The 24,098-nt window shown below is 66.8% G+C and carries 17 protein-coding genes and 2 pseudogenes; 10 read left to right on the top strand and 9 right to left on the bottom strand.

Annotation, left to right across the window (positions count from 1 at the left end):
- Window position 1: 1 nt before the first annotated feature.
- A pseudogene (locus tag IEX78_RS04500) lies at window positions 2–1,583 on the bottom strand (alkaline phosphatase D family protein).
- Between the two features lie 235 nt (window positions 1,584–1,818).
- Between IEX78_RS04500 and IEX78_RS04495 the strand changes: the two are divergent.
- From IEX78_RS04495 to IEX78_RS04470, 6 genes are all read left to right on the top strand, one after another.
- Entirely contained in the window at window positions 1,819–3,165 is a 1,347-nt protein-coding gene (locus IEX78_RS04495; RefSeq protein ID WP_229683702.1) for a replication-associated recombination protein A, read from the top strand.
- Between the two features lie 66 nt (window positions 3,166–3,231).
- The gene (alaS, locus tag IEX78_RS04490; protein ID WP_188827516.1) at window positions 3,232–5,895 is read left to right on the top strand and encodes an alanine--tRNA ligase; all 2,664 of its coding nucleotides are present in this window, start codon (window positions 3,232–3,234) and stop codon (window positions 5,893–5,895) included.
- Window positions 5,895–6,458: a Holliday junction resolvase RuvX gene (gene ruvX, locus IEX78_RS04485; protein ID WP_188827515.1), complete on the top strand. Its 564-nt coding sequence runs from the start codon at window positions 5,895–5,897 to the stop codon at window positions 6,456–6,458. The genes alaS and ruvX overlap by 1 nt, the downstream gene beginning before the upstream one ends.
- Window positions 6,455–8,011: an endolytic transglycosylase MltG gene (gene mltG, locus IEX78_RS04480; protein ID WP_188827514.1), complete on the top strand. Its 1,557-nt coding sequence runs from the start codon at window positions 6,455–6,457 to the stop codon at window positions 8,009–8,011. Before ruvX ends, mltG begins: the two co-directional genes overlap by 4 nt.
- Complete coding sequence (locus tag IEX78_RS04475; protein WP_188827513.1) at window positions 8,008–8,823, top strand: shikimate dehydrogenase; 816 nt, start codon at window positions 8,008–8,010, stop codon at window positions 8,821–8,823. Before mltG ends, IEX78_RS04475 begins: the two co-directional genes overlap by 4 nt.
- A gap of 53 nt (window positions 8,824–8,876) precedes the next feature.
- Entirely contained in the window at window positions 8,877–9,287 is a 411-nt protein-coding gene (locus IEX78_RS04470; protein WP_188827511.1) for a B-4DMT family transporter, read from the top strand.
- On the opposite strand, the gene IEX78_RS04465 is transcribed toward IEX78_RS04470, so the two are convergent.
- The 5 genes and pseudogenes from IEX78_RS04465 to IEX78_RS04445 form a co-directional block, all read right to left on the bottom strand.
- On the bottom strand, window positions 9,284–10,870 hold the full coding sequence (locus IEX78_RS04465; protein ID WP_188827510.1) for a GMC oxidoreductase: 1,587 nt from the start codon (window positions 10,868–10,870) through the stop codon (window positions 9,284–9,286). The genes IEX78_RS04470 and IEX78_RS04465 overlap by 4 nt on opposite strands.
- Before the next feature lie 448 nt (window positions 10,871–11,318).
- Window positions 11,319–12,437 carry a 3-dehydroquinate synthase gene (gene aroB / locus IEX78_RS04460; protein WP_188827509.1) on the bottom strand — a complete coding sequence of 373 codons (1,119 nt, stop codon included), beginning with the start codon at window positions 12,435–12,437 and terminating at the stop codon, window positions 11,319–11,321.
- Window positions 12,438–13,624: 1,187 nt separating this feature from the next.
- Window positions 13,625–14,158 (bottom strand): annotated as a pseudogene (locus IEX78_RS24090) (shikimate kinase); the annotation flags it as partial.
- Window positions 14,159–14,322: 164 nt separating this feature from the next.
- Window positions 14,323–15,531, bottom strand: coding sequence for a chorismate synthase (aroC, locus tag IEX78_RS04450; protein WP_188828229.1), 1,209 nt, complete (start codon window positions 15,529–15,531; stop codon window positions 14,323–14,325).
- Window positions 15,532–15,608: 77 nt separating this feature from the next.
- Window positions 15,609–16,184 carry a prepilin peptidase gene (locus tag IEX78_RS04445; RefSeq protein WP_188827508.1) on the bottom strand — a complete coding sequence of 192 codons (576 nt, stop codon included), beginning with the start codon at window positions 16,182–16,184 and terminating at the stop codon, window positions 15,609–15,611.
- 150 nt (window positions 16,185–16,334) lie between these two features.
- Here IEX78_RS04445 and IEX78_RS04440 point away from each other — a divergent pair, with 150 nt between their 5' ends.
- Genes IEX78_RS04440 through IEX78_RS04425 form a run of 4 tightly spaced genes read left to right on the top strand, consistent with a single transcriptional unit; the run spans window position 16,335 to window position 18,876 of the window.
- Window positions 16,335–17,462: a M24 family metallopeptidase gene (locus tag IEX78_RS04440; protein ID WP_188827507.1), complete on the top strand. Its 1,128-nt coding sequence runs from the start codon at window positions 16,335–16,337 to the stop codon at window positions 17,460–17,462.
- Window positions 17,463–17,508: 46 nt separating this feature from the next.
- Window positions 17,509–18,072 (top strand): elongation factor P, encoded by a 564-nt coding sequence (gene efp, locus IEX78_RS04435; protein WP_188827505.1) that lies wholly within the window; start codon window positions 17,509–17,511, stop codon window positions 18,070–18,072.
- A 2-nt stretch (window positions 18,073–18,074) separates the two neighbouring features.
- A complete protein-coding gene (gene nusB, locus IEX78_RS04430) occupies window positions 18,075–18,605 on the top strand; it encodes a transcription antitermination factor NusB (protein ID WP_188827503.1) in 531 nt (176 codons plus the stop codon).
- A 7-nt stretch (window positions 18,606–18,612) separates the two neighbouring features.
- The gene (locus IEX78_RS04425; protein WP_188827501.1) at window positions 18,613–18,876 is read left to right on the top strand and encodes a YciI family protein; all 264 of its coding nucleotides are present in this window, start codon (window positions 18,613–18,615) and stop codon (window positions 18,874–18,876) included.
- A 52-nt stretch (window positions 18,877–18,928) separates the two neighbouring features.
- Here IEX78_RS04425 and IEX78_RS04420 read toward each other — a convergent pair whose 3' ends face one another.
- The 3 genes from IEX78_RS04420 to IEX78_RS04410 form a co-directional block, all read right to left on the bottom strand.
- Window positions 18,929–21,784 (bottom strand): NERD domain-containing protein, encoded by a 2,856-nt coding sequence (locus IEX78_RS04420; RefSeq protein ID WP_188827499.1) that lies wholly within the window; start codon window positions 21,782–21,784, stop codon window positions 18,929–18,931.
- Between the two features lie 275 nt (window positions 21,785–22,059).
- Entirely contained in the window at window positions 22,060–22,686 is a 627-nt protein-coding gene (locus IEX78_RS04415) for an alpha-ketoglutarate-dependent dioxygenase AlkB (RefSeq protein WP_188827498.1), read from the bottom strand.
- Window positions 22,687–22,915: 229 nt separating this feature from the next.
- Window positions 22,916–24,070 (bottom strand): serpin family protein, encoded by a 1,155-nt coding sequence (locus IEX78_RS04410; protein WP_188827497.1) that lies wholly within the window; start codon window positions 24,068–24,070, stop codon window positions 22,916–22,918.
- Window positions 24,071–24,098 lie beyond the last annotated feature (28 nt).

Below are 24,098 nucleotides of genomic sequence, written 5' to 3'. Positions count from 1 at the left end.
ATCACTGCAGCGGCGTCGCCTGTTGCTGGATGCGGCCGCCGCTAGGCAGCGCGAAGGAGGTGCCGTGCCGCACGCCCGTGGCCTTGTCGGTGACATCCAGCACGTAGAACCAGTCCATCTGCGCTCGTGCGGGCGTCACCTCCAAGACGCCGAAGCCGTGCGAATCGAGTTCGACGTAGCGCATGTGGTGATTGACGGCGGTAATCGCGGTTTCGGGCGACCGACGCGGTCCGCGCGGGCACCTTCAACGCGTCGCCAACGCTCGACGACGTCACCGACGGGACGACGAATTCCGCGCCGACGGTCGGCCCGCCCGGGTAGTTCGCCGCGTCGAGCGGCAGGTCAGCGGCCCATGAGCTGTGGATGTCGCCGGTGAGGAAAACGACGTCGCTGATCTTGTGGTCGGCGATCGTGGCGAACAGTTTGCGTCGATCGGCGGTGTAGCCGTCCCACTGGTCGCCGTTGAGCGCGAAGCCGCCCTGCGGGATGCCGAGGACCGCGCCGAGCGCCTCGGTGGTCGCCGGTTCCAGTGGCGGGAAAACGAGCGGCGCGACAATCACCGAGTTACCGATCAACTTCCACTGCGTCGGCGATGACGTGAGACCCGCGGTGAGCCAAGACATTTGGGCCGCACCGGTGAGCGTGCGGTTCGGGTCGTCGATCACGCTGCGCGGGGCGAACGCGTGGGCATCTTCGTCGCGGTAGCTGCGCAGATCGAGCATCGACAGCTCGGCGAGCGTGCCGAAGCGTAGGCGTCGATAGATCTGCACCGCGCCGTCGGCCCGTGTCTCGCGCACGGGCATCCACTCAAGGTAAGCCTTCGCCGACGCCGCGCGCCGGTTCTGCCAGTCGCCTTCGACGCCCGGCGTGTGGTTGTTCGCGCCGTCGCGCCAGGAGTTGTCGGCCGACTCGTGGTCGTCCCAGGTGCAGATGAAGGGCAGCGTTTGATGCAGCGCGGCGAGGTCGGGATCGGTTTTGTACTGGGCGTGCCGGATGCGGTAGTCGGTGAGGGTGATCGTCTCGTTGACCGGGTCGTGCGGGCGAACCGCGCCGTTGCGCCCGGTGTAGCCACCACGCGGGTACTCGTAGATGTAGTCGCCAAGGTGCACGATCGCGTCGAGGTCGGTGCGGGCGGCAAGGTGGCGGTACGCGCCGAACCAGCCAGCTTCCCAGTTCGCGCACGAAACGACGCCGAGGCGCAGGCGGGCAAGGTCGGTGTCGGCGGCAGGCGCGGTGCGGGTACGCCCAACGGGGGACGTCTGGCCGAGCGCGGTGAAGCGGTAGTAGTAGTCGCTGCCGGGGGTGAGGCCGGTCGCGTCGATTTTGACGGTGTGGTCGGTGTCGATGGTCGCGGTCACCGCGCCGGAAGCGGCGATGTGGGCGAAGGTGTCGTCGGTCGCGATTTCCCAGCGCACGCTCGTCGGGGCACCAGCGCCAGAACCGGGGGTCGCGTCTTCGGCGACAGTCACCCGTGTCCACAGGATGACCGCGCTGGGCAGCGGGTCACCGGAGGCGACGCCGTGGGCGAAGACACTGCTGTCGGTCGCGTTCGCGCGGGCTGACGTGACGGCGACGCTCGCCATCGCGGCTACGGCGGCAGTACTGCCTTTGAGAAGGGTGCGTCGCGCGAAGCTGGTGTCGGCTGGCAAAGCGGGGACTGCGGAGTTTTCGACCACGATCGACGATCACAACGCACCGCGACCCCGTGCGCAAGCGGAACGGGAAATAATTGGTCAAACGTCCACCTTCTCGTTTACCGACCGCGTCGGTACGCACGCGTGACCAAATCTGTCGGTGGCCATCGGTAGCGTGCACAACGTGAGCGACAGCCTTTTCGACGTACCCGGCGAACGCGCGTCCACCGACCTCGGTGCCGACGCCGTTTTTCGTCGCGACTCGGGCGCGCCGCTAGCGGTTCGCATGCGCCCTGCCAACCTCGATGAGGTCATTGGTCAGCAACATCTTTTGGGTCCCGGTTCGCCGTTGCGGCGGCTGGTAGAAGGTTCCGGTGCGGCATCGGTGCTGCTCTACGGGCCGCCCGGCACTGGCAAAACCACGCTCGCGTCGCTGCTCTCGCAAGCCACCGGGCGTCGGTTTGAAGCGCTGTCGGCGTTGTCGGCCGGGGTCAAGGACGTGCGCGCGGTCATCGACCTCGCGCGGCGTCGCTTGGCTGCCGGTGAGCAGACCGTGCTCTTCATCGACGAGATCCACCGGTTTTCCAAAACACAGCAAGACGCGCTGCTCGCGGCTGTCGAGAACCGCATCGTGCTGCTCGTTGGCGCTACCACGGAGAATCCGTCGTTCTCGGTTGTCTCACCGTTGCTGTCACGGTCGCTGATCCTGCAACTGCAACCGCTCACGCCCGACGACATTCGCGCGGTGTTGGCGCGCGCGATCGAAGACGAGCGTGGGCTCGGCGGCAAGGTGACCGTCACCGAGGAGGCCATCGAACACATCGTGCGCATCGCGGGCGGCGACGCGCGTCGGGCGCTCACCGCGCTTGAGGCGTCGGCGGAGTCGGCAGCCGACGGCACTGTCGACCTCGAACTGGTCGAAGCCACCGTCGATAAGGCAGCGGTGCGCTACGACCGCGCTGGCGACCAGCACTACGACGTCATCAGCGCCTTCATCAAATCCATTCGCGGCTCCGACGTCGACGCGGCAGTCCACTACCTCGCCCGCATGCTCGCCGCAGGCGAAGACCCGCGCTTCATCGCACGGCGATTGATGATTCACGCCAGCGAGGATGTCGGCATGGCCGACCCAACCGCACTCCAAACCGCAACGGCCGCAGCACAAGTCGTGCAACAGGTGGGTCTGCCCGAGTGCAAGCTCGCCCTCGCGCAAGCCACGATCCATTTGGCGACGGCACCGAAGTCGGGTGCGGTTACCACCGCGATTGGCAAGGCGATGGCCGACGTGTCGCAGGGCAAGGCGGGCGCGGTTCCGCCGTATTTGCGCGACGGGCATTACGCGGGCGCGAAGCTGCTTGGCAACGCGCAGGGCTACAAGTTCCCGCACAATTCGCGCGAAGGGGTGGTCACCCAGCAGTATCCGCCGGACGAGCTGGTCGGCGTCGATTACTACCTGCCAACCGACCACGGCAACGAGCGCACGGTTGGCCCGCGCGTGGAGAAACTGCGCAAGATCGTGCGTGGGGAGTAAGGCAGTGGCGCGTACCACCCTGGGCGATGAAAAACCAGATGCGTGGGGGCGGTAGGCTGGGTATTCGTGCAGACCCACGAGATTCGACGACGGTTCCTGGACCATTTCGTCCGTGCCGGACACACCGAAGTCCCCAGCGCTTCGCTGATCCTGGCCGACCCCAACCTGCTTTTCGTCAACGCGGGCATGGTTCAGTTCGTTCCGTATTTCCTCGGTCAGCAGACCCCGCCTTATGCGACCGCGACCAGCGTGCAGAAGTGCGTGCGCACCCTCGACATCGAGAACGTCGGCATCACCACCCGCCACAACACGTTCTTCCAGATGGCGGGCAACTTCAGCTTCGGCGATTACTTCAAGCGTGAGGCCATTCGCCTCGCGTGGTCGCTGCTCACCAACTCCGTCGAAGACGGCGGTTACGGCTTCGATCCCGAGCGACTCTGGGTCACCGTCTATCTCGACGACGACGAAGCCGAGCGCATGTGGCTCGAAATGGGCATCCCGGCCGAGCGTATTCAGCGTCGCGGCATGGCCGACAACTACTGGTCGATGGGCATCCCCGGCCCGTGTGGTCCGTGTTCGGAAATCTACTTCGACCGTGGCCCCGAATACGGCGTCGAAGGCGGCCCGGAAGCCGACGAAGACCGCTACATCGAAATCTGGAACCTCGTTTTCATGCAGAACGAGCGCGGTACGGGCATCGGCAAGGACAACTTCGAGATCCTCGGCCCGCTGCCGAAGCAGAACATCGACACCGGCATGGGTGTTGAGCGTGTCGCGTTCCTGCTCCAGGGCGTCGACAACGTCTACGACACCGACCTCATGCGCCCGATCATCAACAAGGCCGAGGAACTCACCGGTCGCTCGTATGGCGTCACCCAGGCCGACGACGTGCGCTTCCGTGTGATCGCCGACCACGCGCGCACCGCCGCGATGCTTATCGCCGACGGCGTTAACCCGGGCAACGACGGTCGTGGGTACGTGCTGCGTCGCCTGCTGCGTCGCATTGTGCGTTCGGCGCGCCTGCTTGGTGCCGAGCAGCCGGTCATGGGCCAGCTGATGACGGTCGTTTCCGAGCTGATGGCCCCGTCGTACCCCGAACTGGGCACCGACTTCGCGCGCATCGAGACCGTCGCGGTCGGCGAGGAAACCGCCTTCCTCAAGACGCTGAGCACCGGCGAGACCCTGTTCGACAACGCCGCGAGCGCGGTGAAGTCGAAGGGCAGCAGCCAGATCGCGGGCAGCGACGCGTTCGCCCTGCACGACACCTACGGCTTCCCGATCGACCTCACGCTCGAAATGGCCGCCGAGGCTGGCCTTTCGGTCGATGAGGACGGTTTCCGCGCGCTCATGGCCGAGCAGCGCAAGCGGGCGAAGGACGACGCGCAGGCGCGCAAGCACGCCCACGCCGACCTCACCGTCTACAAGGAACTGGTCGACCGTGGCGCGACCGAGTTCACCGGCTTCGACGAACTCAACTCCGAAGCAACCGTGCTCGCGCTCATTGCCGACGGTGTCCGCGTCCCGGTTGCCCAGGCTGGCGACGACGTCGAGGTGATCCTCGATCGCAGCCCGATGTACGCCGAGTCGGGCGGCCAGATCGCCGACCGTGGCACGCTCACCGCCAACGGGTTGAAGGTGCGTGTCAACGACGTGCAGAAGATCGCCAAGTCGCTGTGGGTGCACAAGGCGACCGTCGAGCAGGGTCAGCTCACCGAGGGTGATGTGCTGCTCGCACAAGCCGATCCGGCGTGGCGTCGTGGCGCGACGCAGGGTCACTCGGGCACGCACATGGTGCATGCCGCGCTGCGACAGGTGTTGGGCCCCAACGCTGTTCAGGCTGGCTCGCTCAACAAGCCGGGTTACCTGCGCTTCGACTTCAACTGGCAGGGCGCGCTCAGCGACGCCCAGAAGGCCGACATCGAAGCCGTGTCCAACGACGCGGTCGGTGCCGACTTCCAGGTCAACACGTTCGTCACCGACCTGCCCAAGGCTAAGGCGATGGGCGCGATGGCGCTGTTCGGCGAGAACTACGGCGACGAGGTCCGTGTCGTTGAGATCGGCGGCCCGTTCTCGATGGAGCTGTGCGGTGGTACGCACGTACAACATTCGTCGCAGATCGGTCCCATCACCGTGCTCGGTGAGTCGTCGGTCGGCTCGGGTGTGCGACGCATCGAAGCGTTCGTCGGCCTCGACTCCTACAAGTACCTCGCGAAGGAGCGCGCGCTGCTCGCCGGTGTCGCTTCGTCGCTGAAGGTGCCGTCGGACGAGGTGCCGGGTCGCGTTGAGCAGCTCGTCGAGCGACTCAAGGTGGCCGAGAAGGAACTGGAACGCACCAAGATCGCCGCGGTGCTGTCGTCGGCGGGCACGTTCGCTGACGAGGCCGAGCGTGTTGGCGACCTGCTGCTCGTCGCCGCTGCCGCGCCGAAGGGCGTCTCGGCGGGCGACCTGCGCACCCTCGCCACCGACATTCGTGGTCGCTTCGGTACCGCGCCCGCGATCGTCGTGCTGCTTGGTGATGTCGACGGCAAGGTGCCGTTCGTTGTCACCGTCAGCAAGGCCGCGCAGGAGATGGGCTTCAAGGCGGGCGATCTTGTTGCCGCCTTCGGGCCCAGCATCGCCGGTCGCGGTGGCGGTAAGCCAGAGATGGCGCAGGGCTCCGGCTCGGACGCAACGGGCATCCCGGCCGGCCTGTCCGCGGTACGCGCGCGGGTGGGCGAACTGGTCGGCTGATGTCGACCAACGACTCCGCGCCCCGGGAAGCCGAACCCGTCGATCGTCCCGATCCGGCGACCGACCCGGGGCGCGGCCGCCGCATCGCCATCGACGTCGGCAGCGTGCGCATCGGGGTCGCTTCGTGTGACCCCGACGGCATTCTCGCCACACCGGTCGAAACGGTCCCGCGCGCCAAAAGCAAGCGTGGCGGGCCTCCGCCGACGGATATCGCAAGAATTGCTGAAATTGTGCGGGAGTACGAAGCCGTCGAGGTGATCGTTGGTCTCCCGCGCACGTTACGCGGTGAAAATGGCACTGCCGCAACGATCGCCCGCAAGTTCGCTAGACAGTTGCGGGCCAAAATCGACCCAATCCCGATACGCCTTTCCGACGAACGTTTGACTACGGTGTCTGCTGCACGTGCGCTGCGCGACAGTGGCGTCAGCGCGCGTGGCCAGCGGCAGATGATCGACCAGGCGGCAGCCGTGTCGATTCTGCAAGGATGGTTGGACGAGCGGAGTTCGGTGTTGAAAGACGATAGAGCGGGCGCGGCGGACGCGAGCGTCGGAGACGATGCATGACGACCGACCGGTGGGCAAGGGCCGAGGAACGCTACCGGGCCCGGGAAGCCGATCGGCGCTACCCCCGCCGCGAATGGGACAGCGAGCCCGCCGCCGAGCCAGCGGCACCGGCCGCGCGGGGGTGGGACGACGACCCCGCCACCGACGAGATCCCGGTCTATCGCGACGACGCGCCGTATTACGAGCCCGCGGCTGAGTACGAGCCTGCGGCGGCGGCTTACGCGGCTGAGCCGGACTACGAGGCCGACTATGCGGGCGCGTACTCCGACGAGCCGGAGCAGGTCGCTGAGCCCGAACCTGAGCCGACGCCGCCACCTCGCCGAGTAGGCAAGCGGGCAGCGCCCGCGTCCGGGAAGGGGCGGGCTGGTCCGCGTCCGTCGCGTGCGTCGGCGCGTAAGGCCGCCGCGCGCCAAGCTGCCGCGCGGAAACGCCGTCGCCGTCGCTGGCTGGTCCTCGGTGTCGCGTTCGTTGTTGTCGTCGCGCTCGCCGGGTTCGGCGGATACAAACTCATGGGCCGGTTCACGCCGCCCGAGGACTTCGCCGGTCCAAGCGGCGCGCCCGTGGTGATTCAGGTGCACAGCGGCGACACCGCGAACGAGATCGCGAAGACGATGAAGGCCAAGGGTGTCGTCGCCAGCGAAGAGGCGTTTTACGCTGCGGCCGTTCGCAATTCGAACATGAACGGCGTCCAGCCCGGGTATTACGCTGTGGCCCAACACAGTCCGGCCGCCGAAGCGGTGACGGCGTTGGTGTCCAAGGACGCTCGTGTCGGCAATTTGGTGATTTCGGAAGGTCGCCAGTTGCATGACACGACCGATGTGAACACCGGTGCGCGCAAGGAAGGCGTGTACACCAAGATCGCCGCCGCGTCGTGTGTCGCGTCGAAGTGCGTCACCTACGAGCAGCTTGATGCCGCCGGTTCGGGCAATGACCTTGCCGCTCTTGGTGTTCCGGACTGGGCGAAGAAGTCGGTCGCCGCCGCGCCGGATCGTCGTCGTCAGCTCGACGGCTTGATCGCCGCTGGCACGCTCGACTTCGACCCGACTGGCGGCGCGGTCGACATCCTGCGCCAGCTCATCACCGACAGCGCCGCGCGCTACGAGGGCACCGGCCTGTTGAAGTCGGGGGCGAGCACGCAGCTCGACCCGTACCAGACGCTCATCGCGGCGTCGCTCGTTGAGCGTGAGGCGTTGCCGTCGGATATGCCGAAGGTCGCGCGCGTGATCGTCAACCGGTTGAAGGTCGACCAGCAGTTGCAATTCGACTCGACGGTCAATTACTCCCTCGACCACACTGAGGTCGCGACAACCGACGCCGACCGCCAGCGCAAGACGCCGTGGAACACCTACGCGATGACCGGTCTGCCTGCGAATCCGATCGCCGCACCGTCGTTGCAGGCGTTGCGGGCGATGGAGAATCCCGAAGCTGGCCCTTGGCTGTACTTCGTGACCATCGACAAGAAGGGCACCACCCTGTTTACCGAGAGCTACGCTGAGCACCTGCGCAACATTCAGAAGGCGCAGCAGAGCGGCATTCTCGACAGCGGCCGATGAGCGGGCAACGTAAGGCTGCCGTGCTTGGCAAGCCCATCGCGCATTCGAAGTCGCCGTTGCTGCACGCGGCCGCCTACCAGGCGCTCGGGTTGGACTGGACCTACGAGCGGGTCGAATGCGACGCGGCCGCGCTGCCCGGTTTTGTCGCGGGGCTCGGGCCGGAGTGGGTTGGGCTTTCGGTCACGATGCCGGGCAAGGAAGCCGCGCTCGCCTTCGCTGACGAGCGGACCGAGCGCGCGGTGCTCGTCGGGTCGGCAAACACGTTGGTGCGCACCGAGACTGGGTGGCGGGCCGACTGCACCGATGTCGACGGTGTGGTTGGCGCGTTGCGGGGGGCTGGAGTCGAATCCGTCGGCGAGTCGGTCGTGCTTGGTGCCGGAGGGACCGCGCGGCCCGCGCTGCTCGCGTTGGCCGACCTTGGTGCTCGCTCGGTGACGATTGTCGCGCGCGATGCTGGTCGCGCTGCCGACGCGGTCGCGCTCGCGGAGAAGCTCGGCATGGCTGTGATGGTGCGTGGCTTCGACGCCGACGAGCTCGCGCCGGTGTGCGCGCGGGCGGGTGCGGTGGTGTCGACGATTCCGGTCGATGCGGCCGCGGCTGTTGCTTCGGCGGTCGCGCTGGCTCCCGTTGTCTTGGACGCGATCTACAACCCGTGGCCAACGCCGCTCGCCGAAGCCGTTGCGGCACAGGGCAATACGGTCGTCAGCGGCTTGGAGATGCTCCTGAACCAGGCATACGGGCAGGTCGAGCAGTTCACCGGGCAGGCGGCACCACGCGCCGCGATGGCCTCAGTGGTCGCCGATCTGCTCTAATCCCCGGCTGAAACTGGCACCGGTTTCAGTTTTTGGTGGTTAAGGTGGGGGACATGAGTGCGGTGGCTTGGCGAGTTGGCGGTTTCGCCATGCTGGTAGTTGTCCTGCGGGTGATTCTTGGGCTCGTGATGGGCGTCGCGCCAACGTGCGGGAGCCTGTGGCGTGGCCTGTGCCTTGTTGCCGTGATCGGTGTCGCTGTCGCGTGGGGATTCCGGGACGCGCGTACCGATTCCTCTGCCGATCTCACCGTGCGTTGGCTGCTCACGGGCTTGGTCGCCGGGTTCCTCAGCGGCGCGCTGAGCTGGGCACTCGCCGAGGGGCTCGGGCTCGAATTGGGCGGCAACGGGCTGCTTTACGAAGTCACTTCCGCCGCGTCGTTCATCACGCTGCTGGTGTTTTTGCCCGCGCTCATCGGGGTTGGTGTTTCCCGATGGCGCGCGGGCAGAACCGCCGTAGCCGCTTAGCGCGCCAGGAACTTGTCCATGCAGCGTTCGGCGAACGCGGCGACCGTCAGCGCGGGATTCACCAGTCCGGCCGTGCCGGGCAGCAGCGATCCGTCGACGACGAACAGGTTGCGGTAACCGCGCACGGTGCCGTCCAGGTCGCACGCCTTGCCGAGCACCATGCCGCCGAGGCCGTGATAGGCCGAGTAACTGCCGAACCCGGCTTCGCGTGGCCATGCGGGAATCCCGTTGGCGGCGAAGCCATTTCGATCGTCGGCGAGTTGCTTGAACTTGCCGACCATCCACTTCGCGCGCAGGTCGGCCTCGTTGTCCTCGCCGAAGCGGTAGTTCAGTTCGGCGCGGCCGAGGTCGCGGTTGTAATCGATCGAGCCACGGTGATGCGGGTCCATCAGCACCAGGTGCGTGGTGAGATTGCTGAGGTCGATGCCGCCCACCGGCGGGACCGCCTGCCACGCCATCGACACCGAGCCGCCGGGGTGGGTGTCGTCGTAGATCAACGCGACGCCCGGTCCGCCATTCGTGCGGCCGTACGGGCGGCGAGTGTTCACGCGGGTGGCGAGGAAGTCGCCATTCGTGCCGTAGCCCTGACCGACGTGCTCGTTGAGGTTGCGGAGTTGACCCTTCGCCTTTGCTTCGACGAGCAACGCGGGCGTGTGGTACGAACCCGCCGCCATGAACAGGTAGTCGGCGCTGAGCTGCTTGGTCGAGAGCGTTGCGCCGAACTCGTCGATCTCGCGCACCGCGACGGTGAATCCTTCGCCGGACTCGCGAATCTCGGTGACCTCATGCAGAGGACGGACCGTGACGTTGCCGGTCTGCTCGGCCCACGCGAGGTAGTTGCCGTCGACGCTGTTCTTCGCACCCGAGTTCACGCCCAGGTTCAACTCGGCGATCGACACCGACGGCACGCGCTCGCCTGCCAATTCGGCGCGGACGATGTCCCAGTCGATGCAGAAGTCGAAGAAATGCGGTTCGTAGCCTGCGTCGGCGACGTCGCGCAGCCATGACTGGCAGCCGATGTAGCTGGGGTGGGCGAGGATGTCGTCGGGCAGTCGCGAGCCGCGCAGGTTTTTGAGGGCGCGCGCGTAGTAGACGCTGACCAGTTCGTTGTAGTCGAGTTCCTTGGGGAAAGCGGCTTCGAAATCGCGGCGACGTGGGGTACCGAGGAACCCGCCGAACGCCACCGAACCGCCACCGACCGCTGCCGCGTATTGCGTGACCAGGCCGTTGCCGTGGATGGCTTCAAGCAAACCGGCGTAGCGCGGGATGCGGGTGCCCGCCTGCAAGGGGGAGAGGACCGGGCTGTCGCTGAACCAGGCCGCGCGGCCGTCGGGGTTCGTGCTGGTGCAGAAGGTGTCGCCCGCCGCGGTGATCGGCCAACGTCGGCCGCGCTCAAGCACTGTCGTGGTGAACCCGGCGGTGCCGAGCCGGTAGGCGGCGATCGCGCCACCGAAACCACTGCCGATCACGATCGCGGTCTTTGTTGGCTTACTCGCCGCAACACCCGCGCCAAAAGCTGTCGCGGTCAACCCCGCAGCGGCCGCACGAAAGGCGGTCCTGCGAGTGAAAACTGGTTCCCTCACATCGAGGGACCCTACTAGTTGATCATGCTCAGCGCCGCATTTGAGCTGAGATGGGCAGTGGTTCTGGACAATTGACCATTCGAGCTGTGTGAAACATCGGGAGTGCTAGGCCGTTCGTGCCGCCCGAACTATCCCGCTAACTCGGAGCGCTCGCCCGATCGTGCCGATCTGGACCGGGTAAACGTCTGGCATAGCTCGCATGCGCCTTGACATCTGGCGAGCGCAGTGTGCTGGGCCGTGTGTGTCTGGTGTGCGCGGGATGGTGTGCTTGGCCGTGCGAGGCCGGCGTGCGCGGGCTGGCATGCCTGGCGAATCGGGACTGGCCCGGACGTCTCATCCGGCCGACTTTTCGGTCGGCCGGATGTGGCGCGTCGGTTTCGTCCACGTCTTCGTCGCGGTGCGCAGTCCGAAGACGGTCGGGGGCTGACGTGACGTGGCGCGGGTGTTCCTAGAGCAGGATCGGGGTTGCGCCGGTGGTCGGCTCGCGGCCGATCGCCGAGTACGCCGCAGCCAGCAGGCTCGGGTCGGGGCCCTCCAAACGACCGGGCTTGCCGAGACCGTCGAGGACGACGAAACGCAGCACGCCCGAGCGGGTCTTCTTGTCGGTCTGCATCGCGTCGAGCAGTTGCGGCAGCGCGTCGGCGTCGTAGCTCGTCGGCAGGCCGATAGCTTCGAGGATTGTGCGGTGCCGGTCGGCGGTCGCGTCGTCCAAACGTCCTGCGAGACGGCCCAATTCAGCGGCGAACATCATGCCGACAGCAACCGCCGCGCCATGACGCCACCGGTACCGCTCGCGACGTTCCACCGCGTGCCCAAGGGTGTGGCCATAGTTGAGGATCTCGCGCAGGCTTGCTTCCTTGAGGTCGGCGGCGACAACGTCGGCCTTGACCTGGATAGCGCGGCGGATCAGTTCCGGCAGCACGTCGCCAGCGGGGTCGAGTGCGGCTTCGGGATCGGCCTCGATGAGGTCGAGGATCACCGGGTCGGCGATGAAGCCAGCCTTGATGATCTCGGCCATGCCCGCGACAATCTCGTTGCGCGGCACCGTTTCTAACGTGGCGAGGTCGACTAGCACCGCGCCGGGCTCGTGGAAACTGCCGACGAGGTTCTTGCCCGCTTCGGTGTTGATACCGGTCTTGCCGCCGACAGCTGCATCGACCATCGCGAGCAGGGTGGTCGGCACATGCACGATCCGCACGCCGCGCATCCAGGTAGCCGCGACGAAGCCGGCGAGGTCGGTTGCCGCGCCGCCGCCAAGGCTGACGATCGCGTCGTTGCGGGTGAGGCCGATGCGGCCGAGCACCTCCCAGCAGAACCCGGCGACAGCGAGGTCCTTGCCATCTTCGGCGTCCGGGATTTCGATGCGATGCGCGTCAATGCCGTTGTCGGCCAACGCCTTTCGCACGACCTCAGCGGTTTCCGCCAGGGGCGGCTGATGGAAGATCGCGACGGTGCGCACCGCGTTGCCCTTGGTGACGTTCTCAACGAGGTCACCGAGAAGTCCGCGCCCGATAATCACCGGGTACGGGTCCGCGGTACGGACATCGATGGTGGTCGGCTCTGTCACGTGCGCTGCTCCGATTCTGTTTGGTCGGTTGATGTGCGTTTGCCGCCGCGCCGACGAGACCGACCGCGCCGCGCGCGCTCGTGCCGTGCGGGTTGATCATGGTGCGCGGAGTTCGCCTGCGCGGGTCCGCCCGGGTTCGGTTTGCCCACCGCCCCTTGCGAATTGGCTTCGCGCGGTGCTGCGGAGGCAGCGTTGCCCCCGTCGACTTTGGTGCTGGTGTGCGCGGCGGAGTTGGGCGCTGGCGAATTCCCGAGTGCGTTGGGCTGAGTCTGCGTGGTGGAGCTCGCCGACTTCCCTGCCGGTCCGGCCTGAGTCGGGGTCGTGGGGGAACTCGCTGACTTTCCTGCCGGACCGGGCTGAGCTGGCGTGGTGGTCGAGTTCGCCGATTTTCCTGTCTGGCCGCGCTGAGTCGGGGCAGTGGGGGAGTTCGCCGACTTTCCTGCTGCGCCGGGCTGACGGTGCGAACTACGCGCGCCTGCTTGAGCGCTCGCACTGTCGTTCGTCCCGACGGACGCGTCGGAATTGCGTGCGGCGCCGTTCGCGGTCGAAGCCCGGCCGCGCGCCCCGCCCCGCCGCGAGCGTCCGCGACGAGAACGCTTGGCGCGCTCGGGATTTGGCGTTCGCGTTCCGTCCGCCGAGGTGCCTACGGACGCTGTCGCGGAGGAGGACGGAGTATCGGTATGGTCGCTGGACCCACGCGTTGCGGTGTCGGGTGAGTGCGCGGCATCGACCTTGCCGTGTGGGAGACCGCTTGCGGCCGACGCCTCAGTCTCCCCACCACGACGCGTAGCCGTGCCCGACGAGTGCGCGTTATCGCCTTTGGCTCGGCGGGGACCTGGGGCCGACACCCCAGCATCGCTCCCACGCCGCGTTGCCGTGTCGGGTGCGTGTGCGGTGTCGCCATCGGTGCGGCGGGGACCACTCGGGGCGGAAGCTGCGGCTTCGCTACCTTTGCGGCGACCGGTACCCGCAGGCGCGTCTGCGGCATCGCTGGTGCGACGGAGTGAACCGGTGGACGTCACCTCGCCGGTCGCACGGCGAGCGGCCGCTGCCTTGGCGCGCGCACGGCGACGGGCGCGTGAGCGGTTCCCGACCTGGTTCGCCGCGCGCGCGGTTGGGGCGCTGCTCGGCGGCGTCGCGCGCGTTGTCTGCGTGGGCGGCAGGTCCGTGCGCACCGACTCAAGACCCAGTTTCGCGAGGATCATCCGCACGACGCGGCCGGGACTGCGGCCATCGGTGCGCACGCGTACGGTCGCTACCTCGCGGTAGAGCGGCCTGCGGTTGCGCATTAACTCGCGATACTTCGCGGCGGCGTCGGCACCGTTGAGTAGGGGGCGACCCTTACTCGACCCGGTGCGCCGAAGTCCTTCGCCCACACTGATTTCCAGGTACACGACCGTGGCACCGCGCAATGCGGCACGAGTGTCGGCCGACAGCACCGACCCACCACCGAGCGAGACGACGCCCTCGTGCTCGCGCACCGCGCGCTGCACGACTTCCTCTTCGATCCGCCGGAAAACGGGCTCACCATCATTGGCGAAAATGTCGGGAATCGTGCGCCCAGTGTCGGCCTCGATGCCAGCGTCGGTGTCATAAAGCTCAAGCCCGAGCTCCCGCGCGAGCCGTCGCCCAATGGTCGACTTACCGGAACCAGGCGGTCCAACGAGAACGACCCGTGCACGTGGCGCTGTCGCGGGTTGGTCCGATCCGGCCTCGGCCACGCCGCGCAGTTTCCCACCGGGCCTCCCAATGGGGTCGACCGGGGCTGCCTCGGTCACGACGTGCGGTTGTGCGTCGCCCGAGCTGGGCTGGCCAACTGGGCTGCCCTCGGCGCGGGGTGGCACGGCGGCGGTCGGGTCGGCGGCTCCCTCCTGCCCCGACTCGGTCACGACGTACGGCTCTCCGCTGGAATGTGCGGGCGATCGCCAATTCGCTTGAGGTAGCTAGTGACATTGTCGAGCGTCTCGGCGACCGAATCGCCACCGAACTTCTCCAACGCGGCCTGGGCGACGACGAGCGCGACCATCGACTCAGCAACAACGGCGGCGGCGGGGACCGCGCACACGTCGGACCGCTGATGAATAGCGACGGCTTCCTCGCCACTGGACATATCGACGGTCGACAGCGCGCGCGGCACCGTCGAAATCGGCTTCATCGCCGCGCGAACGCGCAGCGCTTCACCATTGGTCATGCCACCTTCGAGACCACCGGCACGGTTGGTCGAGCGCAACACGCCGTCGGGGCCGGGACGCATTTCGTCGTGCGCCTGGCTACCGCGACGGCGAGCGGTCTCGAACCCGTCGCCCACCTCGACACCCTTGATGGCCTGAATGCCCATGAGCGCGGCAGCGAGACGCGCGTCGAGCCGGTGCTCACCGCTGGTGAACGAACCAAGCCCGATCGGCAGTCCTTCAACGATGACCTCGACAACGCCACCGAGCGTGTCGCCATCCTTCTTCGCCGCCTCGATCTCGGCGATCATCGCCGCCTCAGCGGCCGAATCGAACGCGCGCACCGGGCTCGCGTCGATCGCGTCAAGATCAGCGGCGGTCGGGGTCGCACCCGAGGTGTCGGCGGCAGCGCCAATCGACACCACGTGCGAGATGACCTCGACGCCGAAAACCTGACGCAGGAAATTGCGCGCGACCGTCCCAGCGGCGACACGCGCGGCCGTCTCGCGAGCGCTCGCCCGTTCGAGCACCGGACGTGCGTCGTCGAAGCCGTACTTCAGCATTCCCGAATAGTCGGCGTGACCGGGACGCGGACGGGTGAGCGGCGCGTTGCGCGCCATCCCCGCGAGCGCTTCGGCATCAACCGGATCGGCCGACATCACTTCAGTCCACTTGGGCCACTCGGAATTCGCGACCTGGATCGCGATGGGACCACCCATGGTCTTGCCGTGGCGAACACCGCCGACCAGCGTGACCTGGTCGGCCTCAAACTTCATGCGCGCGCCACGCCCGTACCCGAGTCGACGGCGAGCAAGCTGTGCCGAGACATCGTTCGATGTCACCTCGACTCCGGCGACCATTCCTTCAAGGAGGGCGACGAGAGCGGGACCATGGGATTCTCCGGCAGTTATCCAGCGCAACACGCCGACCATCTTCCCATGTCGACGCCGCTGCTCCGGCACGTGGTCTGTCGTGGCGAGGCCAACGGCCGCATGGCGGCTCATGCGAACGCCATCGCTGACAGCGTGGCGACGCACATCGCCGGACCGTGCGGGATAAGTATCGGTGTTCGAACGGGATCGCGAGCGCTGGGCCGGCCAAGCATGCGGGCAGCTCCTGTATCGTCCGCGCGGGCGATTTCGGGCTGGCTCGCGCCGTCGTGGCTGGCGACCGGCAGGTCGACAGCAACGCCCGAGCGCAGACCAACAACGCGAACCACCCACCGATGCGCCAGCAACGCGACACCAAGCCCGGCAGTGACAAGCGGCGCGAGCAACGCCGCCCACACCCACGCTCGCGGCCCAGCTAGCGCGGCGGCACCACCCAGCGCGACCGCCAACTTCACGTCGCCAGCTCCTAGCGCGGCGGGCGCGATGAGATGCGCGGTCAAATACGGCACGGTGAGCAGCGCCGCGCCGATCACCGCGACCGGCAGCACGTCGTTGGCGAACGCGAAAACGAACACCGAAGCGGCACCCACGCTCGTGAGCGCGTTCGGCAACCTTCGCGTGTGAATGTCGATGACGCACAGCAGCACCGACCAAGCGATGAACAGGCAAAACGCGGCAGTAGTCATGCCACCGATCGTGCCGTCCCGACAAGGGGAAATCGCCGCCGATTTCGAGAATGTGGATAACTTTCTCGGTTGTGGATAACGCGAATTCCACTCTCGCGTTCGGTGCGCGATGCGCACCGCGTCCAGACGGCGGAGCGGTAGCGTTGTCTCATGTGTGCTGAATACCTCGGGGCCAAACCCGACCACGCCGCGCGACGTGGCGCGTTGCGCAGTCTGCTGGTCGAGAACGGGCTCGACGCGCTACTGGTCACCGACCTGGTCAATATCCGCTATCTCACCGGTTTCACCGGGTCGAACGCGGTGCTGCTAGTGCACGCGTGGGACATGCGCGAAGCAGAGGACCGCACCATCATCGGCACCGACGGTCGCTACGGCGCGCAAGTGGCCGAACAGGTCCCTGACCTGCAAGCCGAGATCGCACGCGCGACCGCGCCGCGAGTGCTCGACCTGGCAGGGGAGTGGCAGCTTGGCCGCGTCGGTTTCGAATCGCACGTGGTGACGGTGGCGCAACACGTCGCATTCGAAGCGCAACGCACCGGCCTTCAGCTCACCCCCATTTCCGGTCTCGTTGAGCAATTGCGCATGGTCAAGGACGACTACGAAGTGGCCCAGTTGCGGGCGGCATGCGCGGCGGCCGACGCCGGCCTCGCGACGCTGCTGGAACGCGGCTCGTTGCGGCCGGGACGCACCGAACGTGAGGTCGCGCGCGAGCTTGAGTGGGCCATGTTCGGCCACGGTGCCGAAGCGATTTCCTTCGAAACCATCGTCGCGACCGGGCCCAATTCAGCGATTCCGCATCACCGACCCACCGACGCGGTGCTGGCGGCAGGCGATTTCGTCAAACTCGACTTCGGTGCGGTCGTCGGTGGCTACCACTCCGACATGACACGCACGCTGGTGCTCGGCGCGCCAGCCGAATGGCAGCGCGAGATTTACGAGCTGGTGGCGACCGCGCAGCGTGCCGGGACCGCCGCATTAGCGCCCGGGGTGGCAACATCGGCGGTCGACGCGGCATCGCGCGACGTGATCGAGCAGGCGGGCTACGGCGCGCAGTTCGTCCACGGGCTTGGCCACGGAGTCGGGTTACAGATCCATGAAGCACCCGGAGTCGCCAAAACGTCTACCGGTACACTGCTTGCTGGTGTGGCGGTGACCGTTGAACCTGGTGTCTACCTTCCCGGCCGTGGCGGGGTCCGCATCGAGGACACGCTCGTGGTGCGTGAAACAGACCCCGAACTGCTCACTCGCACCAGCAAAGACTTGACCGTCGTCGAGTGACGACGTACCCGAACCGCAGTAGAACGAACGAGGAGATCCGAGGACAGTGGCGGACACTAGCGACTTCAAGAACGGCCTTGTGCTCAAGATCGAGGGTCAGCTTCAGCAGATCATCGAGTTCCAGCACGTGAAGCCGGGCAAGGGCCCCGCCTTCGTGCGGACCAAGCTCAAGAACGTCGTGTCCGGCAAGGTCGTCGACAAGACCTTCAACGCGGGCGTCAAGGTCGAGACCGCGACGGTCGACCGCCGCGACATGACCTACCTGTACCACGACGGTAGCGACTACATCTTCATGGATGGCGACACCTACGACCAGATCGCGATCGCCGAAGCCACCATCGGCGACGGTGCGCGCTTCCTGCTTGAGAACATGGGCGTGCAGGTCGCCGTTCACGAGGACGCGCCGCTGTTCGTCGAGCTGCCGGTCACCATCGAGCTGGTCGTGCAGCACACCGACATCGGCCTCCAGGGCGACCGCTCCACCGGCGGCACCAAGCCCGCCACCCTCGAAACCGGCGCTGAGGTGCAGGTCCCGTTGTTCATCAACACCGGCGACAAGCTCAAGATCGACTCGCGTGACGGTAGCTACCTCGGCCGAGTCAACGCCTGATCGTGGCAGATCAGTCGGCGGACAAAAAGGGCCAGTTCAAGAAGCTGGGCGCGCGCCACAAGGCGCGTCGTCGCGCTGTCGACCTGCTTTTCGAGGCCGAGGCGCGTGATATCGACGTTTCGGAACTGATTGAGCAGCGCTCGGAATTGGCTACCCGCGATTCCGGCGTCGCGCCGGTGCACCCGTACACCACCACGCTGGTGGAAGGCGTAGCCGACGATCTCGATCGCGTCGACGGCACCATCGAGTCGTATCTGCAGGACTGGGCGCTCACCCGCCTGCCCGCTGTCGACCGTGCCATCCTGCGGATCGCGGTGTGGGAGTTGTTCCACGCCAACGACGTTCCGCCGGTGGTCGCTGTCGATGAGGCAGTCGAGTTGGCCAAGGAACTGTCGACCGACGACTCGCCGTCGTTCATCAACGGTGTGCTCGGCCAGGTCGTGCAGGTCGCGTCGCAGGTGCGGTCCGCCGCGGCGGCAACGCGTGCGCCGCGCCCGGCTGCCGATGCCGATACCGACGCAGAACAGGACTGATTCGCCCATGCGCAAGTACCTGGTGATGGCGATGCGCACGCCCGCCTTCGTTGATTCCGTCATCGAGCCGCATCGCGATTTCCTCGCGAAGTTGCTCGCCGACGGCGCGTTGTTCGAGAGCGGCAAGTTCACCGACGGTTCCGGCGGTGCGTACGTGATTTTCGCTGAGAACCTCACGGCGGCAACGGAACTGGTGCAGCAGGATCCGCTGCACCTCACCGGCTCGTCGGAGCTCACGGTTTACGAGTGGGAGATCACCGTTTCGGCGTGATCAGCCAATTGTCAACGGCCGCATCCTTTTTGAGGGTGCGGCCGTTGTCGTTTCAGCGACTCGCGCCTACCAACGGGGCAAGGAATCCGGTGACCTGCGCGGCGGAGGGGAGGCCGACGCGGCGACCGAGTTCGTCGGGTGCGTTGGCTGCGGCGGCGCATCGGTCGGCACGCGTATCGGTGGGGTCTTCGGCGTAGCGGTCGCCAATGAGGTTGGCGCGCGCCACTTCTCGGTGCGTTCGCGCTTCGTAGACGATGATCTCGTACTCGGCGCGAAACAGGTTGACCGTGCGCCCGACCGGTTTGCCGGGGAACTGGCACGTTTCGACTAGCTGTCCGAGTGCGCGTTGGTCCAGACAGGCGATCAGCTGCACGTCCGCTGGGTCGGTCGGGTGCCAGACCCGGGAGTTGGTGTCGCCGATCGAATGTCCCAGTGCGCCCGACAAATACACGGGGCTCGGACCGCCGGGCCGGTACTGGGCGGCGCTGTTGAACGTTTTGCCTTCGCGGCACATGGCGTCGTAGTCGGCGAGTTGCAGTCGACTCGCGTGCACGGCGGCAATGGTGAAGAACCCGACGCCGAAGATCGCGATGAAGAGGACGAGTCCGAGCGCGGGCCCGATGCGCATGCCACGTCGTTGGGAGGTAGCGCGCCGGTCGCGTAGGCGGTCGATGAGCGAGGGCTGCACGGGCCGACGGTCGCGCTGGGCACGCCACTGCCTGACCCCACGCGCCGCACGTGGGGATGCGTGCGGATCGACCCAGTCGGCCCAATGCCCGTCGTCGCCAACGGAATTGGCGCTGTCGCGGGAGTGGGCGTCCCGATCGTCAGCGGGACTGAATTGATCGGGGGAGTGCCCGTCGCGGTCCTTGATGCGCTCGTCGCCCGACGGCGCGGAAGTGGCGATGGGACGGTGGTTGGCTCGATCGTTAGCCGGGTCCGAGGGGTAGGTCGTACCCGATGGACTGGCCGCCCGCTGATCGTCAGCAGCGGCTTGGCCGCCAGCTTGGTCGGACGCAGGGGGCATATCCGAAGGGTTCGCTGCCGTGCGCTGATTGTCAGCGGGCGCGGGAGTGTCGCCGGGCTGGAGGCGATCGGCTCGGTCGCCAGCCAGGTCAGATGGGCGGGTCGTATCCGATGGAATGGCCACGCGCTCATCGTCAGTCGGTGCTGAACTGGTGACAGGCGAACGGAGGTCGGCTGGGTCGCCAGCCTGGTCGGATGGTCGGGCCGTATCCGATGGACTGGCAGTCACGCTCGCGGCAACCCCGCGACTGCTCGCGGCACGCGCTGCGGCTACCGCGCCCGCGGCGCCGATGATGGCCGCTGCCGCAGCGGTGCGCGCCTTGCCGGAGTCGGCGACGTCGTTGTCCTCGGCGACATCAGCGCTGTCGCTCGCCGCAGTCGGGTCGTCGCTGTTCCGCGCATCGGACGTGGCGCCCCGACCGGCTTCACCAGCACCTTTGCGCTTCGCGACAGCGACTGCACCCGCGATGCCTACGGCCGCCGCAGCACCCGCGACAGCTACACCCGTGTTCCCGCGATCGTTGTCGACTTTGTCTGTCCCACTTGTTAACTCAGCGCCCTCGTTCGCGAGGGGAGCCGAGTCAGACTTGTGAAGGCTGACCAACTTCGTGCTCGAAGTTGAGTCGTGTGAGTCGCCCGCCAGCGAATCGGTGCCCGTTTCGTCGGGCGCGCGAACGTCGTCAAGATCGTCCTCGTCCGACGCGGCATCGCCACCGTGATCGCCGAATTCCGCTGGCATAGGGGAATTTTCGCCAACTGATCCGGACGACTCCACGTCTTCGGACGACGTCACCGACGCATCAGCACCGGAATCGTCCGCTGCGGCCTGCCCGGGTCCCTCAGCTGGCTTGGCTGACGCACCAGCACTATTCGCTGCGGATTCGCCTCGCGCACTGGCCTTTTCCTGAGGTGCCGATGCTGCGCCCAAGGCGAACGCGAGCTGCGCAGATCCCGTCTTGGCCGTCGGGGCTGTGCTCGCTTCGTCGCCTGCGGATGTCGATGACGAGTCGACCGCACTCGCCGTGTCGGCCTCCCCGCGCGCCGGTGACTCACCGTCAACATTCGATACTTCGGGCGCACCAAAGCCCGCAACTCCCTTGGGCCGCTTGGACAATCGGTCGATCGCGGCCAAAAACGCGGGCGCGGCAGGAGGAGTTTCTTCCGAATCCATCGCGACCTCCTCCGTACTCGTGAGATCGGCGCTCGGGAGATCAGCAACGCCCGGTCCCATCGGTCGACTGCTCGTCGACGGTTCGAGGCGCGCCGGAAAACCCTGATCGGCCAAGGCAACTCGGCTCGGCAGCAGGTGACCGAGGTTGAGTGCTTCGAAAACGCGTCGCACATCGCGCACACTGAGCCGGACGGTGCGGCCGGTCTCGGCCTGGAAATAGTCACGCAGCGCGGTGGCGGATTCGCTGACCAGCACCGCGCGGTAACCGTCGGCGATGCGAGCTTCTTCGAGGGTGATGTGCGCGCCCGGCTGCGGAACCAGCGCGACGACAGCGTTCACCCACCCGAAAATCCCCGCCTGCTGCAGCAAATTCTTGACCGCGAAAACCTGGCGACGGACCTGGACGAACGGATTCGGAACGCGCACAGCGTGATAGAGCGCGGCGTGGGCGCCGTCGACAGTCCACGGGCCGTTAGGCGGGGTGGCTAGCGTGCCGTCTTGGCGAGCCGTGAAACCTTTGACTTCAACAACAGTGACACCTTGCGGCGTGCAGACCATCGCGTCGACTTCGACCCAACCGCCCCGACTTTCGGGCACATGACAGCGCAGAATGGCAACACCACCGACGCTGGTATCCCAGTCGCCGATGGTGGTGCCGACGATCTCTTCAGCGCCTTCGAGTGCGGTCTCGTCCGCGACAACGACGATCACCACGACCCCCTGAGCACCCGACTGCGGACTGACACCAGGATACGACCTCCATCAGTGACATCGAAACCGAATCCTGTTGTCGAACAAGGATTTCGACAATAGTGCTGACCATTTCGCGTGGAATTGAGGAAAGCGGCACGCGGGTAGAAGTGCGCACGCGAATACCCTGCGAAAACCACGGGCGCCGCGAAGATTATCCACCGCGACTGATTAGCCAGTAACCCCGGTCACAGCCTACGGGCGACCACCGACACTTGTCGATGTGCTTGGTGCTCTTAGTGCACTCCGCGCTGACGGAACTGAATGCTGATGCGGGGGCCGACCGGGCGGGTGGTTTTCGGGACCGAGTGCTCCCATGTGCGTTGACATGCGCCGCCCATCACGATCAAATCGCCGTGGCCAGCGCTAAAACGCAGGCTCGCGCTTCCGCCGCCACGCGGGCGCAGCATCAGTGAGCGCGGTGCGCCGACCGACAGGATCGCGACCATCGTGTCCTTGTCGCTGGTGCGCCAGCCACGGTCGCCATGCCAGGCGACGCTGTCGTTGCCGTCGCGGTAGTAGGCAAGGCCCGCCGTGACGAACGGGTCGCCAAGTTCTTCGGCGTAGTACATCGACAGGGTGGCGCGCGCATCGACAAGCACGCGGTCGGGGAGTGGATCGTGGGCCCCGAAATGCGAAACCAGGCGGGGAACGTCGACAACCCGGTCATACATCGGCCGCCGCTCGGCATGCCACGGCACCCGTTCGACAAGCCGTTCGAACAACGTGGTCGCGCCGGTGAGCCAGCCGGGCAGCACGTCGACCCACGCGGTCTCATCGAGCTGGGTGCGCCGGATGGCGCTCAGCGAACCCAGACCAACGGACTCGCCGTCGAACAGTGAACTCTGGAGGGGCAGCGACATGCGAGCAAGTCTACCGCACCGTTCGAACAGGTGTTCGTATACGGTCGAATGCGCTGCCGTTTGCCGAGCGTGCTGCGACGCGGTTTCCGGTCACCGCCGCCTCCCGCGCATCAGCGATCGACCGCGCCGAGGCGCCAGCAAACTGCGCGGCGACCGACAACACCAATGCGGCGACGGCCCGAGTCGCAGGCGCGCAGTAATGGCGACCGCGATCGCCAGCGGCGAGAAGCTACGCCCAGCGACTCGCGGACGCGTCGGTTCGCTCCCACTCACGCGGCGGCTCAGCAACCTGGCCCGCGACGATCACCAGTCCGGTCTTCCGATCGACGGCGAGGAATCCGAACGGCCGATCCAGTTCGACGGAGACGATGGTGGCCCACTCGTAGTAGGGCACCGAGCCCGGCGTCATCGCCAGCGCGGTGACGGCAGCGGCTTCGAATCCCTCCGCGTCGAACCGCGCGATCACATCCTGTTTCGCCTGATCCAGCATCAACGGGACCGGGCTGATGCCGGGCAAGTGACCACGCGGGTCCGGGCGGGTGAGAGCGGTGAGCCCGAACAGTTCCTTGTGCTCGGTGAGGTCGTGCAGGCTGGCGACCTCGAACGCGGGCACGGTGAGGTTGACGGCATCGCCGCGCGTCGTCTTTCCGCGCGCGACGCGCAGGCACGGGCCAGTGGTGTCGACCGTGAAATCCGTGCGGACATCCGCGGCGTCGGCAAGCGCGGCGAACCCCGCTGCGAGCGCGCGCTGCGGGCCGTCGTCGCTGACGAGCAGGTGCACGTCGAGTAACCCGCCGCGCACAATCACGCGCGTCACCGTGTCATCGAGCAGCGCGACGCTCTTGTCGTAGGTCGTGCGGTGCAGACCGGCGCCCTGATGCCCGGCCCAGTCGCCACTGCCCGACAGCGTTGCGGTCCTGCCAAACGGCTTCACCCACCGTGTCTTCGCGACCAATGCCGATGCGATAACGAAAAGGGTTTGCTCGGTGACCTGGACCGGGAAGGCCTTGATCAACCCTGCGGTGTGTTTCGCCGCCCACGCGTCCAAGGCGGCCTGATCGGTGAGCTCTTCTACCGTCCCAGCAGGCAGGCTATCCACCCACTCGGTATTAAGCGGGATCCCGCTTCGCACCCACGCACCCAGCGCGGTGTGCGCCTCAAATGACAAATCGAGCGACCGCAGCGCGTCGACGCCAGCTTGACTGGCAGCATCGGCCGAAACCCCAACGGCCGCAGCCAATTCCGCGCGCGCGTCACCTTGGGCCGCCCCGGCGAGAATCGCCAGCAGCGGCCACAATCCGACACCCGACACCACCGCGTTCTTCTCGCGAAACGACTCGGCACACCAGCGTGCGGTAAACGCGTTAACTAAGGAACTCCCCATGTCCGCGATCGTAACCACGACCCCCGAC

The organism is Nocardia camponoti, from assembly GCF_014646135.1.
GTDB lineage: Bacteria > Actinomycetota > Actinomycetes > Mycobacteriales > Mycobacteriaceae > Nocardia > Nocardia camponoti.
The sequence above is the reverse complement of the archived record's forward strand: the minus strand, read 5'-3'. Positions and strand labels throughout refer to the sequence as shown.